20 protein-coding genes are annotated in these 20,094 nt (G+C 69.1%); 13 read left to right on the top strand and 7 right to left on the bottom strand.

Translation table 11 applies throughout. The features are described 5' to 3' along the window. The first annotated feature begins 11 nt into the window (after window positions 1–11). The 4 genes from BLR51_RS00290 (at window position 12) to BLR51_RS00275 (ending at window position 2,466) form a co-directional block, all read left to right on the top strand. Window positions 12–248 carry a F0F1 ATP synthase subunit C gene (locus tag BLR51_RS00290; protein ID WP_089841915.1) on the top strand — a complete coding sequence of 79 codons (237 nt, stop codon included), beginning with the start codon at window positions 12–14 and terminating at the stop codon, window positions 246–248. A gap of 84 nt (window positions 249–332) precedes the next feature. Next, entirely contained in the window at window positions 333–884 is a 552-nt protein-coding gene (locus tag BLR51_RS00285; protein ID WP_089841911.1) for a F0F1 ATP synthase subunit B', read from the top strand. Window positions 885–888: 4 nt separating this feature from the next. Beyond that, on the top strand, window positions 889–1,452 hold the full coding sequence (locus BLR51_RS00280) for a F0F1 ATP synthase subunit B (protein ID WP_089841908.1): 564 nt from the start codon (window positions 889–891) through the stop codon (window positions 1,450–1,452). Window positions 1,453–1,656: 204 nt separating this feature from the next. Continuing rightward, on the top strand, window positions 1,657–2,466 hold the full coding sequence (locus tag BLR51_RS00275; RefSeq protein ID WP_089841904.1) for a division plane positioning ATPase MipZ: 810 nt from the start codon (window positions 1,657–1,659) through the stop codon (window positions 2,464–2,466). Between the two features lie 3 nt (window positions 2,467–2,469). On the opposite strand, the gene BLR51_RS00270 is transcribed toward BLR51_RS00275, so the two are convergent. After that, window positions 2,470–3,027 (bottom strand): HdeD family acid-resistance protein, encoded by a 558-nt coding sequence (locus BLR51_RS00270; RefSeq protein WP_089841901.1) that lies wholly within the window; start codon window positions 3,025–3,027, stop codon window positions 2,470–2,472. 118 nt (window positions 3,028–3,145) lie between these two features. Between BLR51_RS00270 and BLR51_RS00265 the strand changes: the two genes are divergently transcribed. Continuing rightward, a complete protein-coding gene (locus tag BLR51_RS00265) occupies window positions 3,146–3,517 on the top strand; it encodes a hypothetical protein (RefSeq protein ID WP_089841897.1) in 372 nt (123 codons plus the stop codon). 23 nt (window positions 3,518–3,540) lie between these two features. Here BLR51_RS00265 and BLR51_RS00260 read toward each other — a convergent pair whose 3' ends face one another. After that, window positions 3,541–4,071: a hypothetical protein gene (locus tag BLR51_RS00260; protein ID WP_089841894.1), complete on the bottom strand. Its 531-nt coding sequence runs from the start codon at window positions 4,069–4,071 to the stop codon at window positions 3,541–3,543. Between the two features lie 56 nt (window positions 4,072–4,127). Continuing rightward, complete coding sequence (locus tag BLR51_RS00255) at window positions 4,128–4,583, bottom strand: GNAT family N-acetyltransferase (protein WP_089841891.1); 456 nt, start codon at window positions 4,581–4,583, stop codon at window positions 4,128–4,130. Between the two features lie 192 nt (window positions 4,584–4,775). Between BLR51_RS00255 and BLR51_RS00250 the strand changes: the two genes are divergently transcribed. Both BLR51_RS00250 and BLR51_RS00245 read left to right on the top strand, forming a co-directional pair. Beyond that, complete coding sequence (locus tag BLR51_RS00250; RefSeq protein ID WP_089841888.1) at window positions 4,776–8,231, top strand: chromosome segregation SMC family protein; 3,456 nt, start codon at window positions 4,776–4,778, stop codon at window positions 8,229–8,231. A gap of 43 nt (window positions 8,232–8,274) precedes the next feature. Then, entirely contained in the window at window positions 8,275–9,096 is an 822-nt protein-coding gene (locus BLR51_RS00245) for a DMT family transporter (protein WP_089842942.1), read from the top strand. A 4-nt stretch (window positions 9,097–9,100) separates the two neighbouring features. Here the strand turns inward: BLR51_RS00245 and BLR51_RS00240 are convergent, their stop codons facing one another. Beyond that, window positions 9,101–10,573: an ABC transporter substrate-binding protein gene (locus BLR51_RS00240; RefSeq protein ID WP_089841886.1), complete on the bottom strand. Its 1,473-nt coding sequence runs from the start codon at window positions 10,571–10,573 to the stop codon at window positions 9,101–9,103. Between the two features lie 137 nt (window positions 10,574–10,710). Here BLR51_RS00240 and panB point away from each other — a divergent pair, with 137 nt between their 5' ends. Continuing rightward, window positions 10,711–11,547, top strand: a complete 837-nt coding sequence (gene panB / locus BLR51_RS00235) for a 3-methyl-2-oxobutanoate hydroxymethyltransferase (RefSeq protein ID WP_089841883.1) — start codon at window positions 10,711–10,713, stop codon at window positions 11,545–11,547. Next, the gene (gene panC / locus BLR51_RS00230) at window positions 11,544–12,386 is read left to right on the top strand and encodes a pantoate--beta-alanine ligase (RefSeq protein WP_089841879.1); all 843 of its coding nucleotides are present in this window, start codon (window positions 11,544–11,546) and stop codon (window positions 12,384–12,386) included. The genes panB and panC overlap by 4 nt, the downstream gene beginning before the upstream one ends. A 139-nt stretch (window positions 12,387–12,525) precedes the next feature. Here panC and BLR51_RS00225 read toward each other — a convergent pair whose 3' ends face one another. From BLR51_RS00225 to BLR51_RS00215, 3 genes are read right to left on the bottom strand one after another with little or no spacing between them, the layout of a single operon-like run. Then, window positions 12,526–13,791, bottom strand: a complete 1,266-nt coding sequence (locus tag BLR51_RS00225) for an acetylornithine deacetylase/succinyl-diaminopimelate desuccinylase family protein (RefSeq protein ID WP_089841876.1) — start codon at window positions 13,789–13,791, stop codon at window positions 12,526–12,528. A gap of 45 nt (window positions 13,792–13,836) precedes the next feature. Further along, window positions 13,837–14,808, bottom strand: a complete 972-nt coding sequence (locus BLR51_RS00220; protein WP_089841872.1) for a M23 family metallopeptidase — start codon at window positions 14,806–14,808, stop codon at window positions 13,837–13,839. Window positions 14,809–14,847: 39 nt separating this feature from the next. Then, window positions 14,848–15,783: a DUF2125 domain-containing protein gene (locus BLR51_RS00215; RefSeq protein ID WP_089841869.1), complete on the bottom strand. Its 936-nt coding sequence runs from the start codon at window positions 15,781–15,783 to the stop codon at window positions 14,848–14,850. A gap of 66 nt (window positions 15,784–15,849) precedes the next feature. On the opposite strand from BLR51_RS00215, the gene BLR51_RS00210 reads away from it, so the two are divergent. The 4 genes from BLR51_RS00210 to BLR51_RS00195 are packed head-to-tail and all read left to right on the top strand — an operon-like array spanning window position 15,850 to window position 20,094. Further along, complete coding sequence (locus BLR51_RS00210) at window positions 15,850–16,392, top strand: gamma-glutamylcyclotransferase (protein ID WP_089841866.1); 543 nt, start codon at window positions 15,850–15,852, stop codon at window positions 16,390–16,392. A gap of 55 nt (window positions 16,393–16,447) precedes the next feature. Then, entirely contained in the window at window positions 16,448–17,668 is a 1,221-nt protein-coding gene (locus BLR51_RS00205; protein ID WP_089841863.1) for a biopolymer transporter ExbB, read from the top strand. Between the two features lie 3 nt (window positions 17,669–17,671). Next, entirely contained in the window at window positions 17,672–19,510 is a 1,839-nt protein-coding gene (locus BLR51_RS00200) for a peptidoglycan -binding protein (RefSeq protein WP_089841859.1), read from the top strand. After that, window positions 19,507–20,094, top strand: coding sequence for a YdeI/OmpD-associated family protein (locus BLR51_RS00195; protein WP_089841856.1), 588 nt, complete (start codon window positions 19,507–19,509; stop codon window positions 20,092–20,094). The genes BLR51_RS00200 and BLR51_RS00195 overlap by 4 nt, the downstream gene beginning before the upstream one ends.

The following is a 20,094-nucleotide window of genomic DNA, read 5'->3' as shown; positions in this document are numbered from 1 at the left end:
GAGAGATCAATATGGAAGGCGAACTCGCAAACCTCGGTCAGTTCATCGGTGCCGGCCTCGCTGGCTTCGGCTCGGGCTTGGCCGCCCTCGGCGTCGGCAACGTTGCCGCAAACTTCCTCGCCGGTGCGCTGCGCAACCCCTCCGCGGCTGCGTCGCAGACCGCAACCCTCTTCATCGGCATCGCGTTCGCGGAAGCACTTGGGATCTTCTCGTTCCTCGTCGCGCTTCTGCTGATGTTCGCCGTCTGATCCTTCGGGCTTATCCTTACGCAGAGGGCGGCCCCGTCATGACGGGCCGCCCTCAGTAAAGACAACGTTCCGACGGAGGACGCTATGGCAGTCGAACCCATCATGGAAGAAATGGCCGGTGTCTGCGTCGATTCCAATGGCTCCGCCATCGGGATGCCGCAGCTTTGCGTGGATTGGATGCCCAACCAGATCGTCTGGCTGCTCATCACGCTGCTGGTCATCTTCTTCATCCTGTCGCGCATCGCGCTGCCGCGGATTGCCTCCGTTCTGGCCGAGCGTCAGGGCACCATCACCAACGACCTTTCCGCCGCCGAAGAGCTGAAGCGCCAGGCGCGCGACGCTGAAGCGGCTTATGAAAAGGCCCTTGCCGATGCCCGGGCGGAAGCTCAGGCCATCGCACAGAAAACCCGCGACGACATCAAGGCACAGCTTGATGCCGCCATCGCAGAGGCCGATGCCCGCATCGCCGACAAGACGGCAGAGTCGGAGCGCGCGCTTGCCGAAATCCGCGCCTCGTCGCTGGAGAACGTCGAGATCGTCGCCCGCGACACCGCCGAAGCCATCGTGGCAGCCCTTGGTCAGTCCGCTGATCAGGCCATGATTTCCGACGCTGTCGCCAACCGGATGAAAGGCTGATCCCATGCGCAAGCTGCTTTCCCTAAGCGCGCTCGGAACCCTGCTGGCCAGCCCCGCGCTGGCGGCCTCCGGCCCGTTCTTCTCGCTGCGCAACACCGATTTTGTGGTGCTGCTTGGCTTCCTGCTGTTCCTTGGGGTGCTCGTTTACTTCAAGGTGCCGCAGATGCTGACCGGTCAGCTGGACAAGCGCGCCGCAGGCATCCGCAGCGATCTGGAAGAAGCCCGCGCCCTGCGGGAAGAAGCCCAGACCCTGCTGGCCTCCTACGAGCGCAAGCAGCGCGAAGTGCAGGAGCAGGCCGACAAGATCGTGGCGCAGGCCCGCATCGATGCGGAAGCCGCTGCCGAACAGGCCCGCAAGGATCTGGATGTGTCCATCGCCCGCCGTCTTGCGTCGGCCGAAGGACAGATCGCGTCGGCGGAAGCTGCCGCCATCAAGGCCGTGCGCGATCAGGCGATCGTCGTGGCCGTGGCTGCCGCGCGCGATGTCATCGCCCGTCAGATGAGCGCCGAGGATCAGTCCCGGATGCTGGACGACTCGATCACGCAGGTCGGTGCCAAGCTGCACTGATCCGGCCCCCCAAAGATTTTGTCAAAGGCCCGGCCCCGCGCCGGGCCTTTGCCGTTTGGGCCTGCGGGTTGCGGCAGCAGCGCAACGCCCGCGCCACGGGGGCAGGGCGGGGGGCCTTCGCGCTTTTCCTGCGGCATCCCCCCGGCTAGCGTGGCGGCGCAAGGGCGCTGTGACCCGTCCGGGGTGGCAGGCAAAGGGGGGCACGTGGCGCATATCATCGTTGTCGGCAACGAAAAGGGTGGGGCCGGGAAATCCACCGTTTCCATGCATGTGGCCACGGCGCTGGCGCGCATGGGGTACCGTGTGGGGGTGCTGGATCTGGATCTGCGCCAGCGCAGTCTGGGCCGCTATGTCGAGAACCGCCGCAAATACCTGCAGTCAGAGGGGCTGACGCTGCCCGGCCCGGATTATCTGGAGCTGCCCGAGGTGGCGCCCGAGACGCTGCCGCCCGGCGAGAACGCCTTTGACCACCGCCTGTCCCGCGCCATGGCGGATCTGGAGGCGCGGTCGGATTATGTGCTGATCGACTGCCCCGGCTCGCATACCCGGCTCACTCAGGTGGCGCATTCGCTGGCCGACACGCTGGTGACGCCGCTCAACGACAGTTTTGTGGATTTCGACCTGCTGGCCCGGATCGACAGCGATGGTGAAACCATCCTCGGCCCGTCGGTCTATTCGGAAATGGTCTGGTCGGCGCGGCAGCTGCGCGCGCAGGCGGGGCTGCGGCCCATCGACTGGGTGGTGCTGCGCAACCGCCTCGGGCCGCAGAACATGGTCAACAAGATGAAGATGGAAAAGGCGCTGGCCCGCCTGTCGAAACGCATCGGCTTTCGGATCGCGCCGGGCTTTTCCGAACGGGTGATCTTTCGCGAACTTTTCCCGCGCGGGCTGACGCTGCTGGATCTCAAGGATGTGGGCGTGGGGCAGCTCAACATCTCCAACGTGGCGGCCCGGCAGGAACTGCGCGATCTGGTCCGCACGCTGCGCCTGCCGGGGGTGGAGGTCAGCTTCTGATCGTCAGCCGTGGCGCAGATGCAGCGCCAGCGCGGTGGCCCCGGCGCCCGAGGTCAGCAGATCGACGCCAAGGAACAGGCCCAGCAGACCGGGCGCCGCTTCCGGCAGGAAGACAAGGATCATCAGCCCCAGCGCCAGCGACACGGCACCTGATCCCGCCAGCCAGCCCCAGCCGGGCCGGGTCCGCAGGCTCAGCCCGATCCACAGCCGCACCACCCCGGTGCCGACAAAGAACAGCCCCACCAGCAGCGTCAGCGACAGCAGCCCGGCAAGCGGGTTGGCCATCAGAGACACGCCGAAGGCGAGGATCAGCAGGCCCAGCAGGCCAAGCGCCACGCGCCCGCCGGTTTCGCCGCCGCCATTGAAGGCGATCCACAGCTGCAGCACCCCCGCCAGCATGAACACGACAGCGGCGATCGCCACGGCGGTCAGCGAGGCGGCGAAGGGGTTCAGCAGCGCCACGATCCCGCCAAGGATCAGCAGCAGCCCCAGTGCCAGCGTCCAGCGCCAGTCGGGGCGGCGGCGCGGTCTCTGCGGGGTGGGGTCGGGATGATGGGTCATGACGTTTCTCCGGTCTAAGGGCTCAACGGCTGACAGCAGCTCCGGTTCCCGCGCCAGACTGTCGCGGGGCGGACGGCTGTTAACGGCACCTTAACCCGTCCCCGCGCAGTCTGGCGCCATGAGACATCTGGTTCTTCTTCTTGTGCTGCTGGTTCTGGGCTGTGACACGGCCGGTCCCGGCTTTGGCGGGCTTCCCGCGCGGTCGGTCGAGGTGGAGGGCACCCGGTTCGACCTGCGCCTGCGCGAGGATGGCATGGCAGAGGCGATCCGCACCAGCATCGAATACCCGAACTATGCGCAGATCAGCCGCAGGGCGGGAATCGCCGCCGAACAGGTCTCGGGCTGCACGGCGGACTGGATCACCGGCGATCCGTCGGTGCTGCGCATCGGGCTGGCCTGTGACGGTCAGCGCGTGCCCGCGCAGCCCAGACGGCGTGGCACCGCTTGCGCGATGCTCGAACGGATGGCGGGGGCGGGCTGCGATCCCTAAGCCGCCCCGGCCTTCTGCGTCGGTCAGCGCAGCGTCACGTTGATCGCGGGATAGGCGAAATCGTCCTTTTCCGGATTGTTGTGGGCCGCCGCCACCGCGCCGATGATGATCGCCCCCAGCAGCCCGGTTCCGGCGGCAGAGCTCTGGCGCTGCTGCGCCGTCATGTTGATGGCGGTCACCGTCGCCGAACCCGACCGCTCTGCCACGACGCAGCGCACGAACAGCGCGGGCGAATTGGGGCCGTAATCCGGCACCACGATATTGGCGGGGGTCACGAAACTGGCGGAATACAGCCCGCTGTCCATGGTGCAGGGCACGCCGCTCAGTTCCGTGTGGCTGCTGCTTTCGCCTTTGCCCCGGGTGCGCACCTGCACCGTCTTCTGGCCCCGGAAGCGCGGCACCGGATTGCCCCGCGCGCGGTCCTTGGCATAGACATCAACGCCCACGGCATTGGCCGGAACCTTCGGCACGATCATGACCGGCGGTGTGGTGATTTCTGCCCCGGCGCAGGCGGTCAGCGCCAGAAGCGCGACCAGCAGGATATTTGACTTCATCTGTTCCTCGACGCTGTTTGGCGTCAAGTGATCACGTTTTCGTCAAATTGCAATCGCTATGTCAGCGGCTTCTCGTAAAACAGGCTGGAGCTGTTGGCGACATAGCCGCCGAACGGCCCGCAGCGGACAAAACCCATCCGGTCATAAAGCGCCACGGCGGCGGCGAGCTTGTCGCCGGTTTCCAGCCGCAGCAGCGGAATGCCCTCCTGCCGCGCCAGATCCTCCAGATGCGCCAGCAGCCGCCGCGCCACCCCCAGCCCGCGCGCCTCGGGCGCCACGAACATGGACTTCACCTCGGCATAGCCCGCCTGCCGCGACAGGGCCGCGCAGCCAAGTGCCGCGCCATCCTGCACCGCCGCGCAAAGCGTGATCTGCGGCGCGCAGAGCGCGTCCACGTCCAGCGCAAAATTCTCCTCCGGCGGGAACAGGTGATCCATCAGCGCATGGCTGGCCTGCAGCAGGGCGAGGATCTGCGGATCACGGGCAGAGACGGTGCGAATCTCTAGGGGCATGGCGGTTTCCTTTGGCGATCCAATGGGATATGGCGGCGTCCGGGCCAGGGTCAAGCGGCTGTGTCCGTGCCAAAGTTCCGCAATATCTTGTGGACAATCGGCGCAGCCCCGCCATATGCGGGCCAATCCGTTTGACTAAAGACCATGCCGACCGGCACATTCGGAAACAACTCAGAATCAAAGGCAGTTCAGGTGCGCTTCTCTCGTCTCCGGCTGACGGGCTTCAAAAGCTTCGTTGATCCCACCGACCTCGTGATTTCCGAGGGGCTGACCGGCGTGGTGGGTCCGAATGGCTGCGGCAAGTCCAACCTGCTGGAAGCGCTGCGCTGGGTGATGGGCGAAACCCGCGCCAAGGCGATGCGCGGCGCAGGCATGGAGGATGTGATCTTTGCCGGGGCCGCGACCCGGCCCGCCCGCAACTTCGCCGAGGTGGCGCTGACCATCGACAATGCCGACCGGCTGGCGCCTGCTGGCTTCAACGATGTCGACCAGATCGAGATCGTCCGCCGCATCACCCGCGACGTGGGATCGGCCTACAAGGCCAATTCCAAGGAGGTGCGGGCGCGCGACATCCAGATGCTGTTCGCCGATGCCTCCACGGGGGCGCATTCGCCCGCGCTGGTGCGGCAGGGCCAGATTGCCGAACTCATCAACGCCAAGCCGAAAAGCCGCCGCCGCATTCTGGAAGAAGCGGCAGGCATTTCCGGCCTTTACCAGCGCCGCCACGAGGCGGAACTGCGGCTCAACAGCACCGAAGCCAACCTGCTGCGCGTCGATGATGTGGTGGAGCAGCTGGCGGGCCAGATGGCGCAGCTTGACCGTCAGGCGAAACAGGCGGCCCGCTATCGCGCCATCGGGGCGGACCTGCGCCGGGCCGAGGGGCTGCTGCTGTACCGCCGCTGGCGCGAGGCCGATGCCGCCCGGCTGCTGGCCGACAGCGCGCTGCGCGCCCGCGTGACCGAGGCCGCGCAGGCCGAAGCCGCCGCCCGCACCGCCGCCCGGCTGCGGCAGGAGAGCGACGCGGCGCTGCCCGCGCTGCGCGAGGAGGAAGCGATTGCCGCCGCCATCCTGCAGCGGCTGATCGTGCAGCGCGACGCGCTGGCCGATCAGGAGGCCCGCGCCGCCGAAACCATCGCCGCGCTGCGCCGCCGCATCGACCAGCTGAGCCATGACATGGACCGCGAGGCGGGGCTCAACCACGACGCGGGCGACACCATCACCCGGCTGGAGCGGGAGGCGGAGGAGATCGCGGCGGCGGGGGAGGGCCATGGCGACCGGCTGGCCGAGGCCGCCGAGACCGCGCGCGAGGCGGCCTTTGTGCTGCAGGACCGCGAGGCGGCGCTGGGGCAGCAGACCGAGGATGTGGCGCGGCTTGCCGCCCGGCACCAGTCCGCGCACCGCTACCTGACCGATCTGCGCCGCACGCTGGACCGCCACGAGGCCGAGGCGCAGCGCGCCCGCGACGCCATGGCCGAGGCGAAGGCGACGCTTGCCGCCGCCAGCGCCGCGCTGACCGAAGCCCATGCCCGCGCCGCTGCCGCCGAAGAGCAGGCGCAGCGCTGCGAGGAGCGGCTGCAGGCCGCCGACGAGGCCCGCGCCGATGCCCAGACCGCCGAGGCGGAGGCCCGCGCCGAACGGTCGGAGGCCGAGGGCGTGTTTGCCGCGCTTCGCGCCGAGGTGGGCGCGCTGTCGCGGCTGCTGGACCGGGACGGGACCGAAGGCGGCCAGATCCTTGACCGGCTGACCGTGGCGCAGGGTTATGAAAAGGCGCTTGGCGCCGCGCTGGCCGATGATCTGCGCGCGCCGGAAATCGGCACCGATGGCGGATCCGGCTGGGCGGAACTGCCGGATTATGACGCGCCGCAGGCGCTGCCGGACGGGGTGGCGCCGCTGTCTGCGCATGTCACCGTGCCCGGCGTGCTGATGCGGCGCATGGGGCAGGTGGGGCTGGTGGCGGCGGATCAGGGCGCGGCCTTGCAGCCGCTGCTGTGTCCGGGCCAGCGGCTGGTCAGCCGCGACGGCGATCTGTGGCGCTGGGACGGGTTCCGCGCCGGGGCGGGGGATGCGCCCTCGGCGGCGGCGCTGCGGCTGGAACAGATGAACCGGCTGGAGGCGCTGCGCCGCGACAGCGCCGAGGCCGAGGCGCAGGTCGAGGATCTGCGCGCCGCGCATGAGGCGCGCGCGGCCCGGCTGGCCGATCTGACCCGCGCCGACAAGGCCGCGCGCGAGGCCCGGCGCGACGCCGACCAGCAGCTGAACGAGGCCACCCGCGCCGCCAGCCGCGCCGAGGCGGACCGCAACATGGCCGAGGGCAAGCTTGACAGCCTTGCCATGGCGGTGACCCGGCACGAGGACGAGGCGACCACCGCCGCCTCGCAGGTGCAGGAGGCGGAGGGCGCGCTGGCCGGGCTGGGCAGTCTGGAGGAGGCGCGCGCGCTGGCCGAGGACGTGCGCATGACGGTCGAGGCGGCGCGCATGACCATGATGACCCGCCGCTCCGCCCATGACGAACTGCGCCGCGAAGGCGAGGCCCGCACCGCGCGCGCCGCGCAGGTGGAGAAGGATCTGGCAAGCTGGCGGCACCGGCTGGAAACCGCCGCGCGCCGCAGCACCGAACTGGCCGACCGCCGCGCCGCCACCGAGGAGGAGCTGCACGAGGCTGCGGCCCTGCCCGGCGATCTGGCGGCCAAGCGCGAGGAACTGGGCGAGTCCATCGCCACGGCGGAGGAGCGCAAGGCGCTGGCCTCTGACCGGCTGGCCGAGGCCGAGACCGCGACGCGCAGCGCCATCGCCGCCGAACGCGACGCCGAACGCAGCGCGTCGGAGGCGCGCGAGGCCCGCGCCCGCGCCGAGGCCCGGCTGGAAGCCGCGCGCGAGGCGGCGGAGCAGGCGGCGCAGCGCATCACCGAAGAACAGGAGACAACGCCCGCGCAGCTGCTGGAGCGGCTGGGGGGCGATCCCGACGCGATGCCGGGGCTGGACGAGATCGAGGCGGATGTGAACCGGCTCAAGCGCCAGCGCGACGCGCTGGGGGCGGTGAACCTGCGCGCCGAAGAGGACGCGCGCGAGGTCAAGGGCGAGCATGACACGCTGGTCAGCGAAAAGCAGGATCTGGAAGAGGCGATCCGCACCCTGCGCGCGGGCATTGCCTCGCTCAACCGCGAGGGGCGGGAACGGCTGCTGACCGCGTTCGAGCAGGTGAACAGCAATTTCCGGATGCTGTTCACCCATCTGTTCAACGGCGGCGAAGCCAATCTGGTGATGGTGGAATCCGACGATCCGCTGGAAGCCGGGCTCGAGATCCTCTGCCAGCCGCCGGGCAAGAAACTGTCCACCCTGTCGCTGCTGTCGGGGGGCGAACAGACGCTGACCGCGCTGGCGCTGATCTTTGCGGTCTTCCTTGCCAATCCCGCGCCGATCTGCGTGCTGGACGAGGTGGACGCGCCGCTGGACGATGCCAACGTCACCCGCTTCTGCGATCTCTTGGACGAGATGTGCCGCCGCACCGACACGCGCTTTCTCATCATCACCCACCATGCGGTGACCATGGCGCGCATGGACCGGCTTTATGGCGTGACCATGCAGGAACAGGGCGTGTCGCAGCTGGTGTCGGTCGATCTGAAAAAGGCCGCGCGGCTTGTCGCCTGAGCCGCAACCTGCCGGGCGTCTCGGTCTGCTGATCTGCGTCACCATGCTGGCTTTTGCCGCCAATTCGCTGCTGAACCGCGCGGCGCTGAGCGGCGGCGGCATCGATGCCGTCAGCTTTGGCACGCTGCGGCTGCTGGCGGGGGCGGCGATGCTGACGGTTCTGGCCCTGCTGCTGCGCGGCGGGCTGCGCTTCGGCGGGCGCGGGCGGCTGGCCGGGGTGATCGGGCTCGTGCTCTATATTTACGGGTTTTCCGCCGCCTATTCCGGGCTGGAGGCGGGGCTGGGCGCGCTGCTGCTGTTCGGCATGGTGCAGGTCACGATGTTTGCGGGCAGCCTCTTGGGCGGCGAGGTGGTGCCCGCGCGGCGCTGGACCGGGGCGGCGCTGGCCTTTGCCGGGCTGCTCTGGCTGCTCTGGCCGGGGGGGGCGGCGCCGCTCAGCCTCTGGCATGCCGGGGCCATGGCGCTGGCCGGGATCGGCTGGGGCATCTATTCGCTGGCGGGGCGCGGCGCGCAGGACGCGCTGATGTCGGCCAGCGCCACGATGATCCTTGCCGCAGCTGTGGGCGTGGCGCTGCAGCTGGCGGGGCCGGGTCTGCCTGTCCGCGTCAGCCCCGGCGCGCTGGGGCTGGCGGTCATCTCCGGCGCCGTTACCTCGGGGCTGGGCTATGCGCTCTGGTATTCGGTGCTGCCGCGCATCCCCGGATCGGTGGCGGCGGTGGCGCAGCTGACCGTGCCGGTGCTGGCCATGGCGGGCGGCATGGTCCTGCTGGGCGAGGCGCTGACCCTGCGCTTCGTGCTGGCCGCGCTCTTGGTGCTGGGGGGCGTGGCGCTGTCGCTGCGCCCCCCGCGTCCGGCTGGCCGCTAGGCCGTCATTCCGTCCAGCGCACCTGCGTCAGATCGGTGGCCTGCGTCGGCATGTTGGTCCAGAGCCCGCGCAGCCGCGCATCCGCCACGGTGGGAAAGGCCAGCTGGAACAGATAGGCGTTGACGTAATCCTGCGCGATCCGTTCCTGCGCGCGGCGCAGCAGGTCGGACCGGGCGGCGGGATCGGTGGTGGCGGTCAGCTCGTCGATCAGCGCACGGAACTCGGCGCTGTCATAGCCGAAATAATAGTCGGGCCGGGCATAGATGTTGATGTCCATGGGTTCGGTATGGCTGATGACGGTCAGGCCAAAATCCCCGGCGCGGAACACCTCCTCCAGCCATTGCGCCCATTCCAGCGTGGTGATCTCTGTCTCGATCCCCACGGCGCGCAGCTGCGCCGCGACGATCTCGCCGCCGCGCCGCGCGTAAGAGGGCGGCGGCAGCTTCAGCGTGGTGCTGAACCCGTCGGCCAGCCCCGCCTCGGCCAGCAGCGCGCGGGCGCGTTCGGGATCATGGGCGGAAAGACTGGTCAGGTCGGTGTAATCGGGATTGTGCGGGGCAAAATGCGTGCCGATGGGCGTGCCCAGCCCGAACATGGCACCGTCGATGATCGCCTGCCGGTCAATGGCATGGGCCACCGCCTCGCGCACGCGCGGATCGGTAAAGGGCGCCTCGCGGTTGTTCATGGCAAGGATGGTCTCGCCCTCGGTGCTGCCCACCAGCACCTGAAACCGCGGATCGGCGTCGAACATCGGCAGGTTTTCCGGGGCGGGGAAGCCCGCGAAGGCGTCGATGTCCTGCGCCATCATTGCCGAGAACGCGGCGGTGGGATCAGAGATGAAGCGGAAGGTCGCGCGCTCCAGCGCGGGGGCGGTGCCCCAGTAGTCGGGGTTGCGCACCAGCTCGATCCGGTCGCCCTGCACCCAAGCGTCAAAGCGGAAGGGCCCGGTGCCCACCGGCGCCTGCTTGATGCCCTCGATGCTTTCGGGGGCGACGATCACCGCATCTCCCCATGCCATGTTGAACAGAAAGCCGCCATCGGGGGCTGCAAGCTGCACCTCGACGGTCTGCGGATCGACCACCCGCACCTCGGAGATGCCCGCAAACAGCGCCTTCTGCGCGTTCTGGCTGTCGTCGGCCCGGGCGCGGTCCAGCGTGAACTTCACATCCTCCGCATCCATGGCTGTGCCGTCATGGAAGGTGACGCCGGGCCGCAGGTGAAAGGTGTAAAGCGTGCCCTCGCCGGAAATCTCCCACCGCTCGGCCAGACCGGGCTGGACCGATCCATCCTCGGCAAAGCGCGTCAGCCCCTCGAACACGTTGCTGTAAAGCACGGAATCGATGGCCCCCGCCGCGGCGGAGGTCGGATCCAGATGCGGCGGTTCCAGCTGCAGCGCGATGGTCAGGTCGGTCTGCTGGGCGCTGGCGGCGGTGCCCGCAAGCAGCAGGGCGGCAAGCGACAGGCGGAGGCGGGACATGGGCTCTCTCCTAATGGGACGGGGCCAGTCTGCGCGCAAATCTGCTGCGCGTGCAAGATCTGGCGCGGCATTGCGACTGGCGCAGCGGCGGCAAGGCTGCTAGACCGCGCCAGCCTTGTGAACGAGAGGAGACGTCCATGAGCGCGACCGCGAAAAAGACCGCGCCGCTGCCCGATGACATCCGCGCCCGCAAGGGCGGCGTGCCGCTGGTCAGCCTGACCGCCTACACCACCCCCATGGCCGAGCTGATGGATCCGCATTGCGATTTCGTGCTGGTGGGCGATTCCGTCGGCATGGTGCTGCACGGCCTGTCCTCCACCCTTGGCGTCACGATGGAGATGATGATCCTGCACGGTCAGGCGGTGCGCCGCGGGCTGCGCCGGGCGATGATGGTGGTGGACATGCCCTTCGGCAGCTACGAACAAAGCCCGCAGCAGGCCTTTGCCAATGCCGCCCGGCTTATGGCGGAAACCGGCTGCGCTGCGGTGAAGCTGGAAGGCGGCGTGGCCATGGCCGACACGATCGCCTTTCTGGTGGCGCGCGGCGTGCCGGTGATGGCGCATGTCGGGCTGACCCCGCAAAGCATCAACACGCTGGGCGGCTACAAGGTGCAGGGCCGCGGGGCTGCGGCGGACCGGCTGCTGGCCGATGCCCGCGCCGTGGCCGAAGCCGGGGCCTTTGCCGTGGTGCTGGAAAAGCTGCCCGCCGCGCTGGCCGATCAGGTCACGCAGCAGGTGCCGATCCCCACCATCGGCATCGGGGCTTCGGCGGGATGTGACGGGCAGATCCTCGTGGTCGATGACATGCTGGGACTGTTCACCGCCTTCCGCCCGAAATTCGTGAAACGCTATGCGTCGCTGGGCCATCAGGCCGAGGCCGCGATCGAGGAATATGCCGCCGAGGTGCGCGAGCGCAGTTTCCCCGGCCCCGAACATGTCTTCGCCGACACGACCCCCGCCGGAGGCGCGCAATGACCGCGCTGATCCGGACCCGCGCCGACCTGCGCCGCTGCGTCACCGCGTGGAAACGCGCGGGGCAGAGCGTGGGCGTGGTGCCGACCATGGGCGCGCTGCATGCGGGGCATCTGAGCCTTGTGGAGGCGGCAAAGGCCGCCTGCGACCGGGTGATCGTGACGATCTTCGTCAACCCCGCGCAGTTCAACAACCCCGCTGATCTGGCGGGCTATCCGCGCACCGAAGAGGCGGACGCGGTCAAGCTTGCGCCCTTGGCGGTGGATGTCATCTACGTGCCCGCCCCGGAGGAGATTTACCCCGAAGGTTTTGCCACCAAAGTCTCCGTGACCGGGCTGACCGAGGGCCTGTGCGGCGCGCACCGGCCCGGCCATTTCGACGGCGTGACCACGGTTGTGGCGAAGCTTTTTGCCCAGACCGGCGCCGACCGGGCCTATTTTGGCGAAAAGGACTACCAGCAGCTGCAGGTGGTCACGCGCATGGCCGCCGATCTCGATCTGCCGGTGGAGGTGGTGCCCTGTCCGACGGTGCGCGAACCCGACGGGCTGGCCATGTCCTCGCGCAATATGCGGCTGCCCTCCGAAACCCGCGCCGCCGCCGCCACGCTTTACCGGGTGCTGACCGGCATGGCGGCAGATCTGGGGCAGGGCGCGGCGCTTGCGGATCTGCGTCCCGCTGCCGAGGCCGCGCTGCAGGAGGCGGGCTTTGACCGGGTGGAGTATCTGGACCTGCGCGCGGCGCGGGATCTGGCGCCGCTGGACCGCGCCGGTCCTCCGGCCCGCCTGCTGGCGGCGGCTTGGCTGGGGGGCGTGCGGCTGATCGACAATATCGCGGTCGGCTGAGCGGAGCAGCGGGGGCGCTGCCCCCGCGCCCCCGGGATATTTTGGGTCAGAAGAAGTTCAAGCTGCTTCTTCTGACCCAAAATATCCCCGCCGGAGGCAGGCGTGACCGTGCCGAAGCGGGGCGCGGGGCAGGGGCGGATCAGGCCAGCAGGATCTTTTCGAGGCTGCGGCCCATGACGCGGGCGCTGTCGAGCATGTCGGTCACGCCGATCCATTCATCGGGCTTATGCGCCAGTTCCAGCACGCCGGGACCATAGGCGATGCAGTTTTTCAGCCGCCCGATCCGGTCGATATGTTTCTGGTCGTAGCTGCCCGGCGAGGCGACATAGGACGGATCAACCCCCAGCATTTCGGTGATGGCGGCGGCGACCGTGGTGACGACGGGGGCTGTGCGGTCGGTCATCGAAGGCAGCACGCGGTTCAGTTCGCGCAGTTCATAGTCGAAATCGGGGCGGCGGGTTTTCAGATCCTCCAGCAGCGCCACGATTTCGGCGCGCACGCCCTCCACGGTTTCCTCCATCAGGAAGCGGCGGTCGATGACGATGCGGCAGCTGTCGGGCACGCAATGGGCGGGCAGGCCGTCGTGATGGTCTGGCTGGCCGCCATGGATCGAATTGATGTTCATGGTGGAACTGCGCGCGCCCTCGGGCACCACCGGCATGTCGGTGCGGCGCTGCGCCATGGCGGGAAAGAGGTGCTCCTCGAAGGCTGAAAGCACCGCGCCCATATGGCGCACCGCACAGTCGCCCAGAAAAGGCATGGATCCATGCGCGATCTCGCCCTTGGTCTCGATCTCGGCCCACCAGCCGCCGCGATGGCCAAGGCAGATGCGGTGCTTGTCCAGCGGTTCGGGAATGATGACATGCTGCACCCGCTCGGGCGCGAACCAGCCCTGCTGTGCCAGATGCGCCACGCCGCCATAGCCGCCGGTTTCCTCGTCGGCGGTGGCGCTGAGTTCGATGGCGCCGCAATAGCCGGGGTGCTGGTCCAGAAATGCCTCGACCGCGATGACCGAGGCGGCAAGCCCGCCCTTCATGTCGCAGGCGCCGCGCCCGTAGATGCGGTCGCCCTCCAGATCTGCGGCAAAGGGATCGCGGGTCCAGCCCGCCCCCAGTTCGACCACGTCGTGATGCGAATTGAAATGCACGCAGGGGCCGGGGCGCGGCCCTTCGTGCCGGGCCACGAGGTTCCAGCGCGGATACCTGTCGCTGTCCCCCGGCGCGCCTTCGGCACGGATCAGCGTGGTGTCAAAGCCGCGCGCGGCCAGCCGTGCCTGCAGCAGGTCGCAGATCTCGCGGTAATGCTGGCCGGGCGGGTTCAGCGTGGGAATGCGGATCAGCGCCTGCGTCAGCGCGATCAGCGCGTCGCGGCGGGTTTCGATGCGATGGGACAGGGCGTCGGGCATGGCATCAGTCTTTCGCTGTTCCGCCGCTCTGGCAAGGGGGCTGCGTCAGGGGGCCGGGCGGATGGTCTGTCCCCGCTCCGGTTCGCCGCGCGCCACGACGGCGCCATCGGCGACATAGTCCTGAAACTGCGCGGGCAGGCCAAAGCCCCGGCCCAGTTCGGGCGTGGTCTGCAGATGCAGGTGCAGATGCGGCTCCGTGCTGTTGCCGCTGTTGCCGCAGCGGCCCAGCCTCTGGCCGCGCGTCACCTCCGCGCCGGGGGCGACCGCCACGCTGCCCTGCCGCAGATGGGCGAGAAAGGCATATTCGCCGGTGCCCAGATCCAGCACCACATGGTTGCCAAGCGGGCGCCGGGCCTCGGTGCTGCCGATGGGCTGGTCGGGCAGCCCGTCCTCCGCCCGCAGCACCACGCCCGGGGCGGGGGCGAGGATGGGCTGGTCCCAGCAGTGATAGCTGTCGCGCCGTGCGGGATCGCCGTCATGGCTGGCGCCGTCCCGCATCACCAGAAGATCCAGCGCAAACCGCTGGCCCGGGTCGGCGGCGTGATAATTCTGGTCGATGCTGCGCCCGCCCCAGACCACCTGCCAGTCGCCGGTGACGGGCAGGTGCAGATCGGCCTTGGTGCGGTAGGCCAGATAGGGGCTGTCGGCGGGCTGGGGAACGGGGCGGACCAGAAACCCCGCCACCCGCCCGGCACTGTCCAGCGACACGAGGATCTGCAGCGGCTGATCCGATCCCGACCATGCGGAGCGGCGGTCAAAGACCTGTGCCGCGCCTTCGGTCCGGGTCTCTGTGGACAGCAGCGCCGTTTCGGTGCCGAAGGCCGCCGCCAGATCGGTGCGCAGATCGCGCAGCGCCTGTGGCGTGCCCAGAACCGCCTGCAGATCCGGGGTCATCCGGTCCCAGAGCGCCGCCGCCTCGCCGTCCAGAAAGGCGCGCGCCGCCGTGGCGCCCGCCTCGGGGGCTTCGGCCAGCGCGGTGCCTGCGGCCAGAACAAGCGGGAGGGCGAGCAGCTTCATGCGGGCAGACTGCCGAAACCCCCGCAGCAGGGCAAGCGGTCAGAAGCGCAGGCGCGGAGCCTCGCCGAGCGGGATCGGACCCAGCCGCGCCATGCCCCTGTCCAGCGTCAGCGGCAGATCCAGCCGGTCCGGCGTGGCGGTGAAACTGGTGGCCAGCGTCAGGGCCTCCTCCAGCACCTCGGCCATGGCGGCGGGGATCTGGCCGCTGTCGCGCGCCAGCGCCAGCAGCGCCCGCCAGTTGTCGGCGCGCACCGTCACCTGACCGTCCATCCGGCCTTCGGCATCCACCTCTGCCGCGCCGGTCAGCCGCAGCGCCATATCGCCCAGCGTGTATTCGGCGAGCCGCAGATCCACATGGGTCAGCTGCGGGCGCTCCGCCAGACCGGGAGCCAGCGCCGCATCCAGCGTCACCACCCCGTCCAGCCGCAGCGCGCCGGTCAGCGCGGCCTCGGGCAGCGCTGCCGCATCGGCGGCCAGCCCCAGATGATAGGCCGTGCCCTGCTGCCGGACCAGCGCCGCCGTCATCCCGGCCAGCGCAAGGCGGTGCGCGCCGCCAAGGTTCAGCACCCGCGCCTCCAGATTGGCGCGCAGCACCTCGCCCTCCTCCTGCACCAGACTGGCGCGCAGCCCGTCGGAGGTGATCGTGGTCTCGCCCTCGGGTCCGGTCACGGTCTGGTCGGGGGCAAAGGCAAAGATGCGGTGCCCGGCATTATAGACCATGCGGAAGGACTGGAAAAACGGCGCCTGCCAGACATAGCCCGCCTGCGGATCGGCCAGCCGCAGATCGGTGAAGCTGGTGTCGATGCGGTTGGGAAAGCCGCGCACGCTCAGATCGGCATAGCTGACCTCGGCCCCGGCAGTGCGGCGCGCCTCGGCCCAGTCGGTGACGGCGCGGCGTTCGGCCATGGCGGCCCAGACCCAGACCCCGGACCACAGCAGCGCCGCGGCGATCACCGCAATGGCAAGATGTTTCATGCGGCGGCCCCTTTTCTGCACAAACGAGTTGGTGTTTACAGCCGCCATTCGGAAAGGACCAGAACGATGGCGCTTTGGATCTTTGGCTATGGCTCGCTGCTGTGGAATCCCGGCTTTGCCGTGGCCGAGCAGGTGCATGCCAGCCTGCCCGGCTATCGCCGCAGCTTCTGCATGCGGTCGATCCATCATCGCGGCACGCCAGAGGCGCCGGGGCTGGTGCTGGCGCTGGATGCCGAACCGGGGGCCGTCTGCGACGGGCTGGCGCTGCGCGCCGCGCCGGGCACCGAAGAGGCGACGCTGGCCTATCTGCGCGACCGCGAACTGGTCTCCGCCGCCTATCTGGAGGCGCGGCTGCCGCTGACCCTGCGCGACGGGCGCAAGGTCGAGGCGGTAACTTATGTGATCGATGCCGATCACGTGCAGTATTGCGGCGGGCTGGATCTGGAAGATCAGGCGCGGATCATCGCGCAGGCCATCGGCGGGCGCGGACCGAACCGCGAGTATCTGTGGAATACTGCCGCACATCTGGACCATCTGGGCATCCCCGATGCCGAACTGCACTGGTTGGCGGGCCGTGTTCGGCATCTGGTGGATAACGGCTTGGCTTGACCGGGGCAAACCTCTAGGGTTTCAGGCGAATTACCGCTTAAGTCAGGTGTCCCTAATGGACCGACGCGACCTCGAGGCCGAGGCCCATTTCAGCCAGCCGATCCGCCAGATCCTTCTGATGCTGGCCGTGCTCGGCCTGTCGGCGGCTGGCGCCGTGCTGGCGCTGCCCCGGGTGCTGCCCGTGTTTCAATCGAACCCCTATCTGAACGGGTTCATCCTTCTGGTCTTCGGGCTGGGCGTGCTGGCCTGCTTCTTTCAGGCCGCGCAGCTGATCCAGTCGGTGCGCTGGATCGAAAAATTCGCCGCCGGTCAGGACACCGGGCAGGCGCCGCGCCTGCTGGCGCCGCTGGCGGCCTTGCTGCGCAGCCGCGACCGGCGGCTGCAGATCACCACCACCTCCACCCGGTCGATCCTTGATTCGGTGGCGCAGCGGATCGACGAGGCGCGGGAAATCACCCGCTATATCGTGTCGCTGCTGATCTTTCTGGGGCTTCTGGGCACGTTTTACGGTCTGGCCACCACGGTGCCTGCGCTGGTCGACACGATCCGCAGCCTTGCCCCGCAGGAGGGCGAGACCGGGGTGCAGACCTTTTCGCGGCTGATGAGCGGGCTTGAGGGCCAGCTGGGCGGCATGGGCGTGGCCTTTGCCTCCTCGCTGCTCGGTCTGACCGGATCGCTGGTGGTGGGCCTGCTGGAACTGTTCGCGGGCCATGGCCAGAACCGGTTTTACCGCGAGCTGGAAGAATGGCTCAGCTCCATCACCAAGCTCAGCTTTTCCTCGGGCGATGGCGAGGGCGGCGGCGAGGCCGGGGTCATCGGTCTGGTGCTGGACAAGATGACCGAGCAGATGGAGCGGATGACCGCGCTTTTTGCCGAAACCGAACAGGGCCGCATGGATATCGAGCTGCGGCTGGGGCAGCTGGCGGATTCGCTGGAACGGATGACCGAACGGATCGAGGCGACGGCGCCGTCGTCCAATTCGCTGGCGCGCATCGCCGAAGGGCAGGAACGCCTGATCGACGTGCTGGAAAGCCGCGAAAGCACCGAGGGGTTGGATGCCGAAAGCCGGATGCGCCTGCGGTCGATCGACGTGCAGATGCTGCGCATTCTCGAGGAAATCGCCGCCGGTCGGCAGGAAAGCATGGCGGAACTGCGCACCGATCTGGCCACCCTGACCCGCACCATCGCCCAGATCGGACGCACGCCGCAGCCGGGCGCCACGCCGATCCGCCCGGTGCGGCCCGGCCCCGCCCGCTCTGGCGGAACCGAGGGTTAAGCCATGGCCCTGTCCCGGCGCAGCGGAGCACGGTTGCAGGCCAATATCTGGCCCGGCTTTGTCGATGCCATGACCGGGCTGCTGCTGGTGCTGATGTTCGTGCTGACCATCTTCATGGTCATCCAGTTTGCGCTGCGTGAAACCATCACCGGGCAGGAAACGCAGCTGTCCTCGCTGTCGGGGGAGGTGGCGGCGCTGGCGCAGGCGCTGGGGCTGCAGGAGCGGCGCAATTCCGAACTGAACGCCCAGCTTGGAGAGCTGGAATCCACCCTGTCGGACACCGAGGCGCAGCTGGCCGAGCAGCAGTCGCTGATCGCGTCGCTGACCGCCACCCGCGACCGGCAGGCCGCCGACCTGACCGAGGCGCAGGGCCGCATCAGCGATTTCGAGGCGCAGGTCGCCGCGCTGATTTCGGAACGCGATGATCTGGCGCAGACGCGCAACCAGCTCGCCGCCGAACGGGACACGCTGGCCGAGGATCGCGACAGCCTTGATGCGGCGCTGGCCTCTACCCGCAGCGAAATGGATGCCCAGACCGAAGCCGCCCGGCTTGCCGCCGCCCGCCGCGAGGCGCTGGAGGCGCTGGTGGCTGATCTGCGCGCCCGCAGTGCCGATCAGGAGGCGCAGATGGGCGGTCTGTCGGCGCAGGTGTCGGAGCTTGAAGCCGAGCTCACCGAGGAAGAGGCGCAGCGTCTGGCCGAGGCCGAGGCCGCCGCCGCCCTGCGCGCCCGTCTGGAAAACGCCGACACCGAACTGACCGCCATGACCATGGCGCTGGAGGATGAACGCCGCCGCGCCGAAGAAACGCTGACGCTGCTTGCCGCCGCGCGCGAGGCCGAAGGTGATCTGAACGCGCGGCTGGCCGCAGCCCTTGCCGCCGACCAGTCCGACGAACTGCGCGCCGATCTTGAACAGGCCCGCGCGGCGCAGGCCGAGGCCGAGGCCGATCTGGCCGAGGCGCAGGCCGCCCGCAGCGAGGTGGAACTGACCGCCGACGAGGTGCGCGACCGTCTGACCGCAGCGCTTGCCGCCCGCGCCGCCGCCGAGGCCGATCTGGCGCAGACCCGCGACCGGGCGGCGGAACGGCAGGCGCTGCTGGCGCAGGCGCGGTCCGAACTGGCCGACAGCGAGGCGGAGACCGACGCGGCACAGCGCCAGACCGAACTTCTGAACCAGCAGATGGCGGCCTTGCGCACCCAGCTGTCGCAGCTGCAGGGGCTTCTGGACGAATCGCGCGAGAAAGACGTGCAGGCGCAGGTGCAGCTGCAGTCGCTGGGCACCGATCTGAACGCCGCGCTGGCCCGTGCCGCTGCCGAGGAACGCCGCCGCCGCCAGCTGGAAGAGGCCGAGCGCAAGCGGCTGGAGGCCGAGGCGCAGGATCTGGAACGCTACCGTTCGGAATTCTTTGGCCGTCTGCGCGACGTGGTGGGCGCGCAGGAAGGCATCCGCATCGAGGGCGACCGGTTCGTGTTCTCCTCCGAAGTGCTGTTCCCGCCGGGGGGCGCAGACCTTTCGCCCGCGGGTGAGGCGGAGATCGCCAAGATCGCCGGGATCATCCGCGCCATCGCCGAGGACATCCCCGAAGGCATCGACTGGGTGCTGCGCGTCGATGGCCATACCGACGACACGCCGCTGCGCCTTGGCGCGCCCTTCCGCGACAACTGGGAGCTGAGTCAGGCCCGCGCGCTGTCGGTGGTGCGCTATATGGTCGATTACCTTGGCATTCCGCCGCAGCGGCTGGCCGCCAACGGGTTCGGGCAGTTCCAGCCGGTGAATACCGAGGACACGGCGGAGGCCCGCGCCCAGAACCGGCGGATCGAACTGAAGCTGACCGAACAATGACCGAGGAGGAGGCCCGCCTGGAGGCCTTCTTCGCGGGGGCGGCCCCGTGGGAGACAGAGCTGCGCCACCTGCGCGCGATCCTGCGCGCGGGACCGGTGACCGAGACCCTCAAGTGGAAACAGCCCTGCTATACCGCGCATGGCGGCAATGTCGCGATCCTGTGGGGAATGAAGGGGCGGTTCGGCCTGTCCTTCTTCAAGGGCGTGCTGCTCACCGATCCGGAGGGGATTCTGGTGGCGCCGGGGGAAAATTCCCGATCCTCCCGCATGGTGGTCCTGACCGATCTGGCGCAGGTGGCGCCCTTGGCCGACGTGCTGCAACGCTATCTGGCCGAGGCGGTGGCTCTGGAGGCCGAAGGGCGCCGCGTGACCTTTGCCAAGGACGATCTGGATCTGCCCGAAGAACTGACCGAGGCGCTGGCGCAGGATCCGGCCTTGGCCGCGGCCTTTGACGCGCTGACCCCGGGGCGGCGGCGTGGCTATATCCTGCATTTTGGACAGGCGAAACAGGCCGACACGCGGCGGGCGCGCATTGCCCGATGGGCGCCGCGCATCCTTGCGGGCAAGGGCATGCAGGACCGCTGA

Source organism: Salipiger marinus, from assembly GCF_900100085.1.
In the GTDB taxonomy this organism is placed as follows: Bacteria; Pseudomonadota; Alphaproteobacteria; order Rhodobacterales; family Rhodobacteraceae; genus Salipiger; species Salipiger marinus.
This window is presented reverse-complemented; position numbering and strand designations above follow the sequence as displayed.

What these genes read in the sequence shown, in the direction of transcription:
- BLR51_RS00290 (WP_089841915.1), top strand. Translation starts at nt 12, where the DNA reads ATGGAAGGCGAACTCGCAAACCTCGGTCAGTTCATCGGTGCCGGCCTC.
- BLR51_RS00285 (WP_089841911.1), top strand. Translation starts at nt 333, where the DNA reads ATGGCAGTCGAACCCATCATGGAAGAAATGGCCGGTGTCTGCGTCGAT.
- BLR51_RS00280 (WP_089841908.1), top strand. Translation starts at nt 889, where the DNA reads ATGCGCAAGCTGCTTTCCCTAAGCGCGCTCGGAACCCTGCTGGCCAGC.
- BLR51_RS00270 (WP_089841901.1), bottom strand. Translation starts at nt 3,027, where the DNA reads ATGACCCATCATCCCGACCCCACCCCGCAGAGACCGCGCCGCCGCCCC.
- BLR51_RS00265 (WP_089841897.1), top strand. Translation starts at nt 3,146, where the DNA reads ATGAGACATCTGGTTCTTCTTCTTGTGCTGCTGGTTCTGGGCTGTGAC.
- BLR51_RS00260 (WP_089841894.1), bottom strand. Translation starts at nt 4,071, where the DNA reads ATGAAGTCAAATATCCTGCTGGTCGCGCTTCTGGCGCTGACCGCCTGC.
- BLR51_RS00255 (WP_089841891.1), bottom strand. Translation starts at nt 4,583, where the DNA reads ATGCCCCTAGAGATTCGCACCGTCTCTGCCCGTGATCCGCAGATCCTC.
- BLR51_RS00245 (WP_089842942.1), top strand. Translation starts at nt 8,275, where the DNA reads ATGCTGGCTTTTGCCGCCAATTCGCTGCTGAACCGCGCGGCGCTGAGC.
- BLR51_RS00240 (WP_089841886.1), bottom strand. Translation starts at nt 10,573, where the DNA reads ATGTCCCGCCTCCGCCTGTCGCTTGCCGCCCTGCTGCTTGCGGGCACC.
- panB (WP_089841883.1), top strand. Translation starts at nt 10,711, where the DNA reads ATGAGCGCGACCGCGAAAAAGACCGCGCCGCTGCCCGATGACATCCGC.
- panC (WP_089841879.1), top strand. Translation starts at nt 11,544, where the DNA reads ATGACCGCGCTGATCCGGACCCGCGCCGACCTGCGCCGCTGCGTCACC.
- BLR51_RS00225 (WP_089841876.1), bottom strand. Translation starts at nt 13,791, where the DNA reads ATGCCCGACGCCCTGTCCCATCGCATCGAAACCCGCCGCGACGCGCTG.
- BLR51_RS00220 (WP_089841872.1), bottom strand. Translation starts at nt 14,808, where the DNA reads ATGAAGCTGCTCGCCCTCCCGCTTGTTCTGGCCGCAGGCACCGCGCTG.
- BLR51_RS00215 (WP_089841869.1), bottom strand. Translation starts at nt 15,783, where the DNA reads ATGAAACATCTTGCCATTGCGGTGATCGCCGCGGCGCTGCTGTGGTCC.
- BLR51_RS00210 (WP_089841866.1), top strand. Translation starts at nt 15,850, where the DNA reads ATGGCGCTTTGGATCTTTGGCTATGGCTCGCTGCTGTGGAATCCCGGC.
- BLR51_RS00205 (WP_089841863.1), top strand. Translation starts at nt 16,448, where the DNA reads ATGGACCGACGCGACCTCGAGGCCGAGGCCCATTTCAGCCAGCCGATC.
- BLR51_RS00200 (WP_089841859.1), top strand. Translation starts at nt 17,672, where the DNA reads ATGGCCCTGTCCCGGCGCAGCGGAGCACGGTTGCAGGCCAATATCTGG.
- BLR51_RS00195 (WP_089841856.1), top strand. Translation starts at nt 19,507, where the DNA reads ATGACCGAGGAGGAGGCCCGCCTGGAGGCCTTCTTCGCGGGGGCGGCC.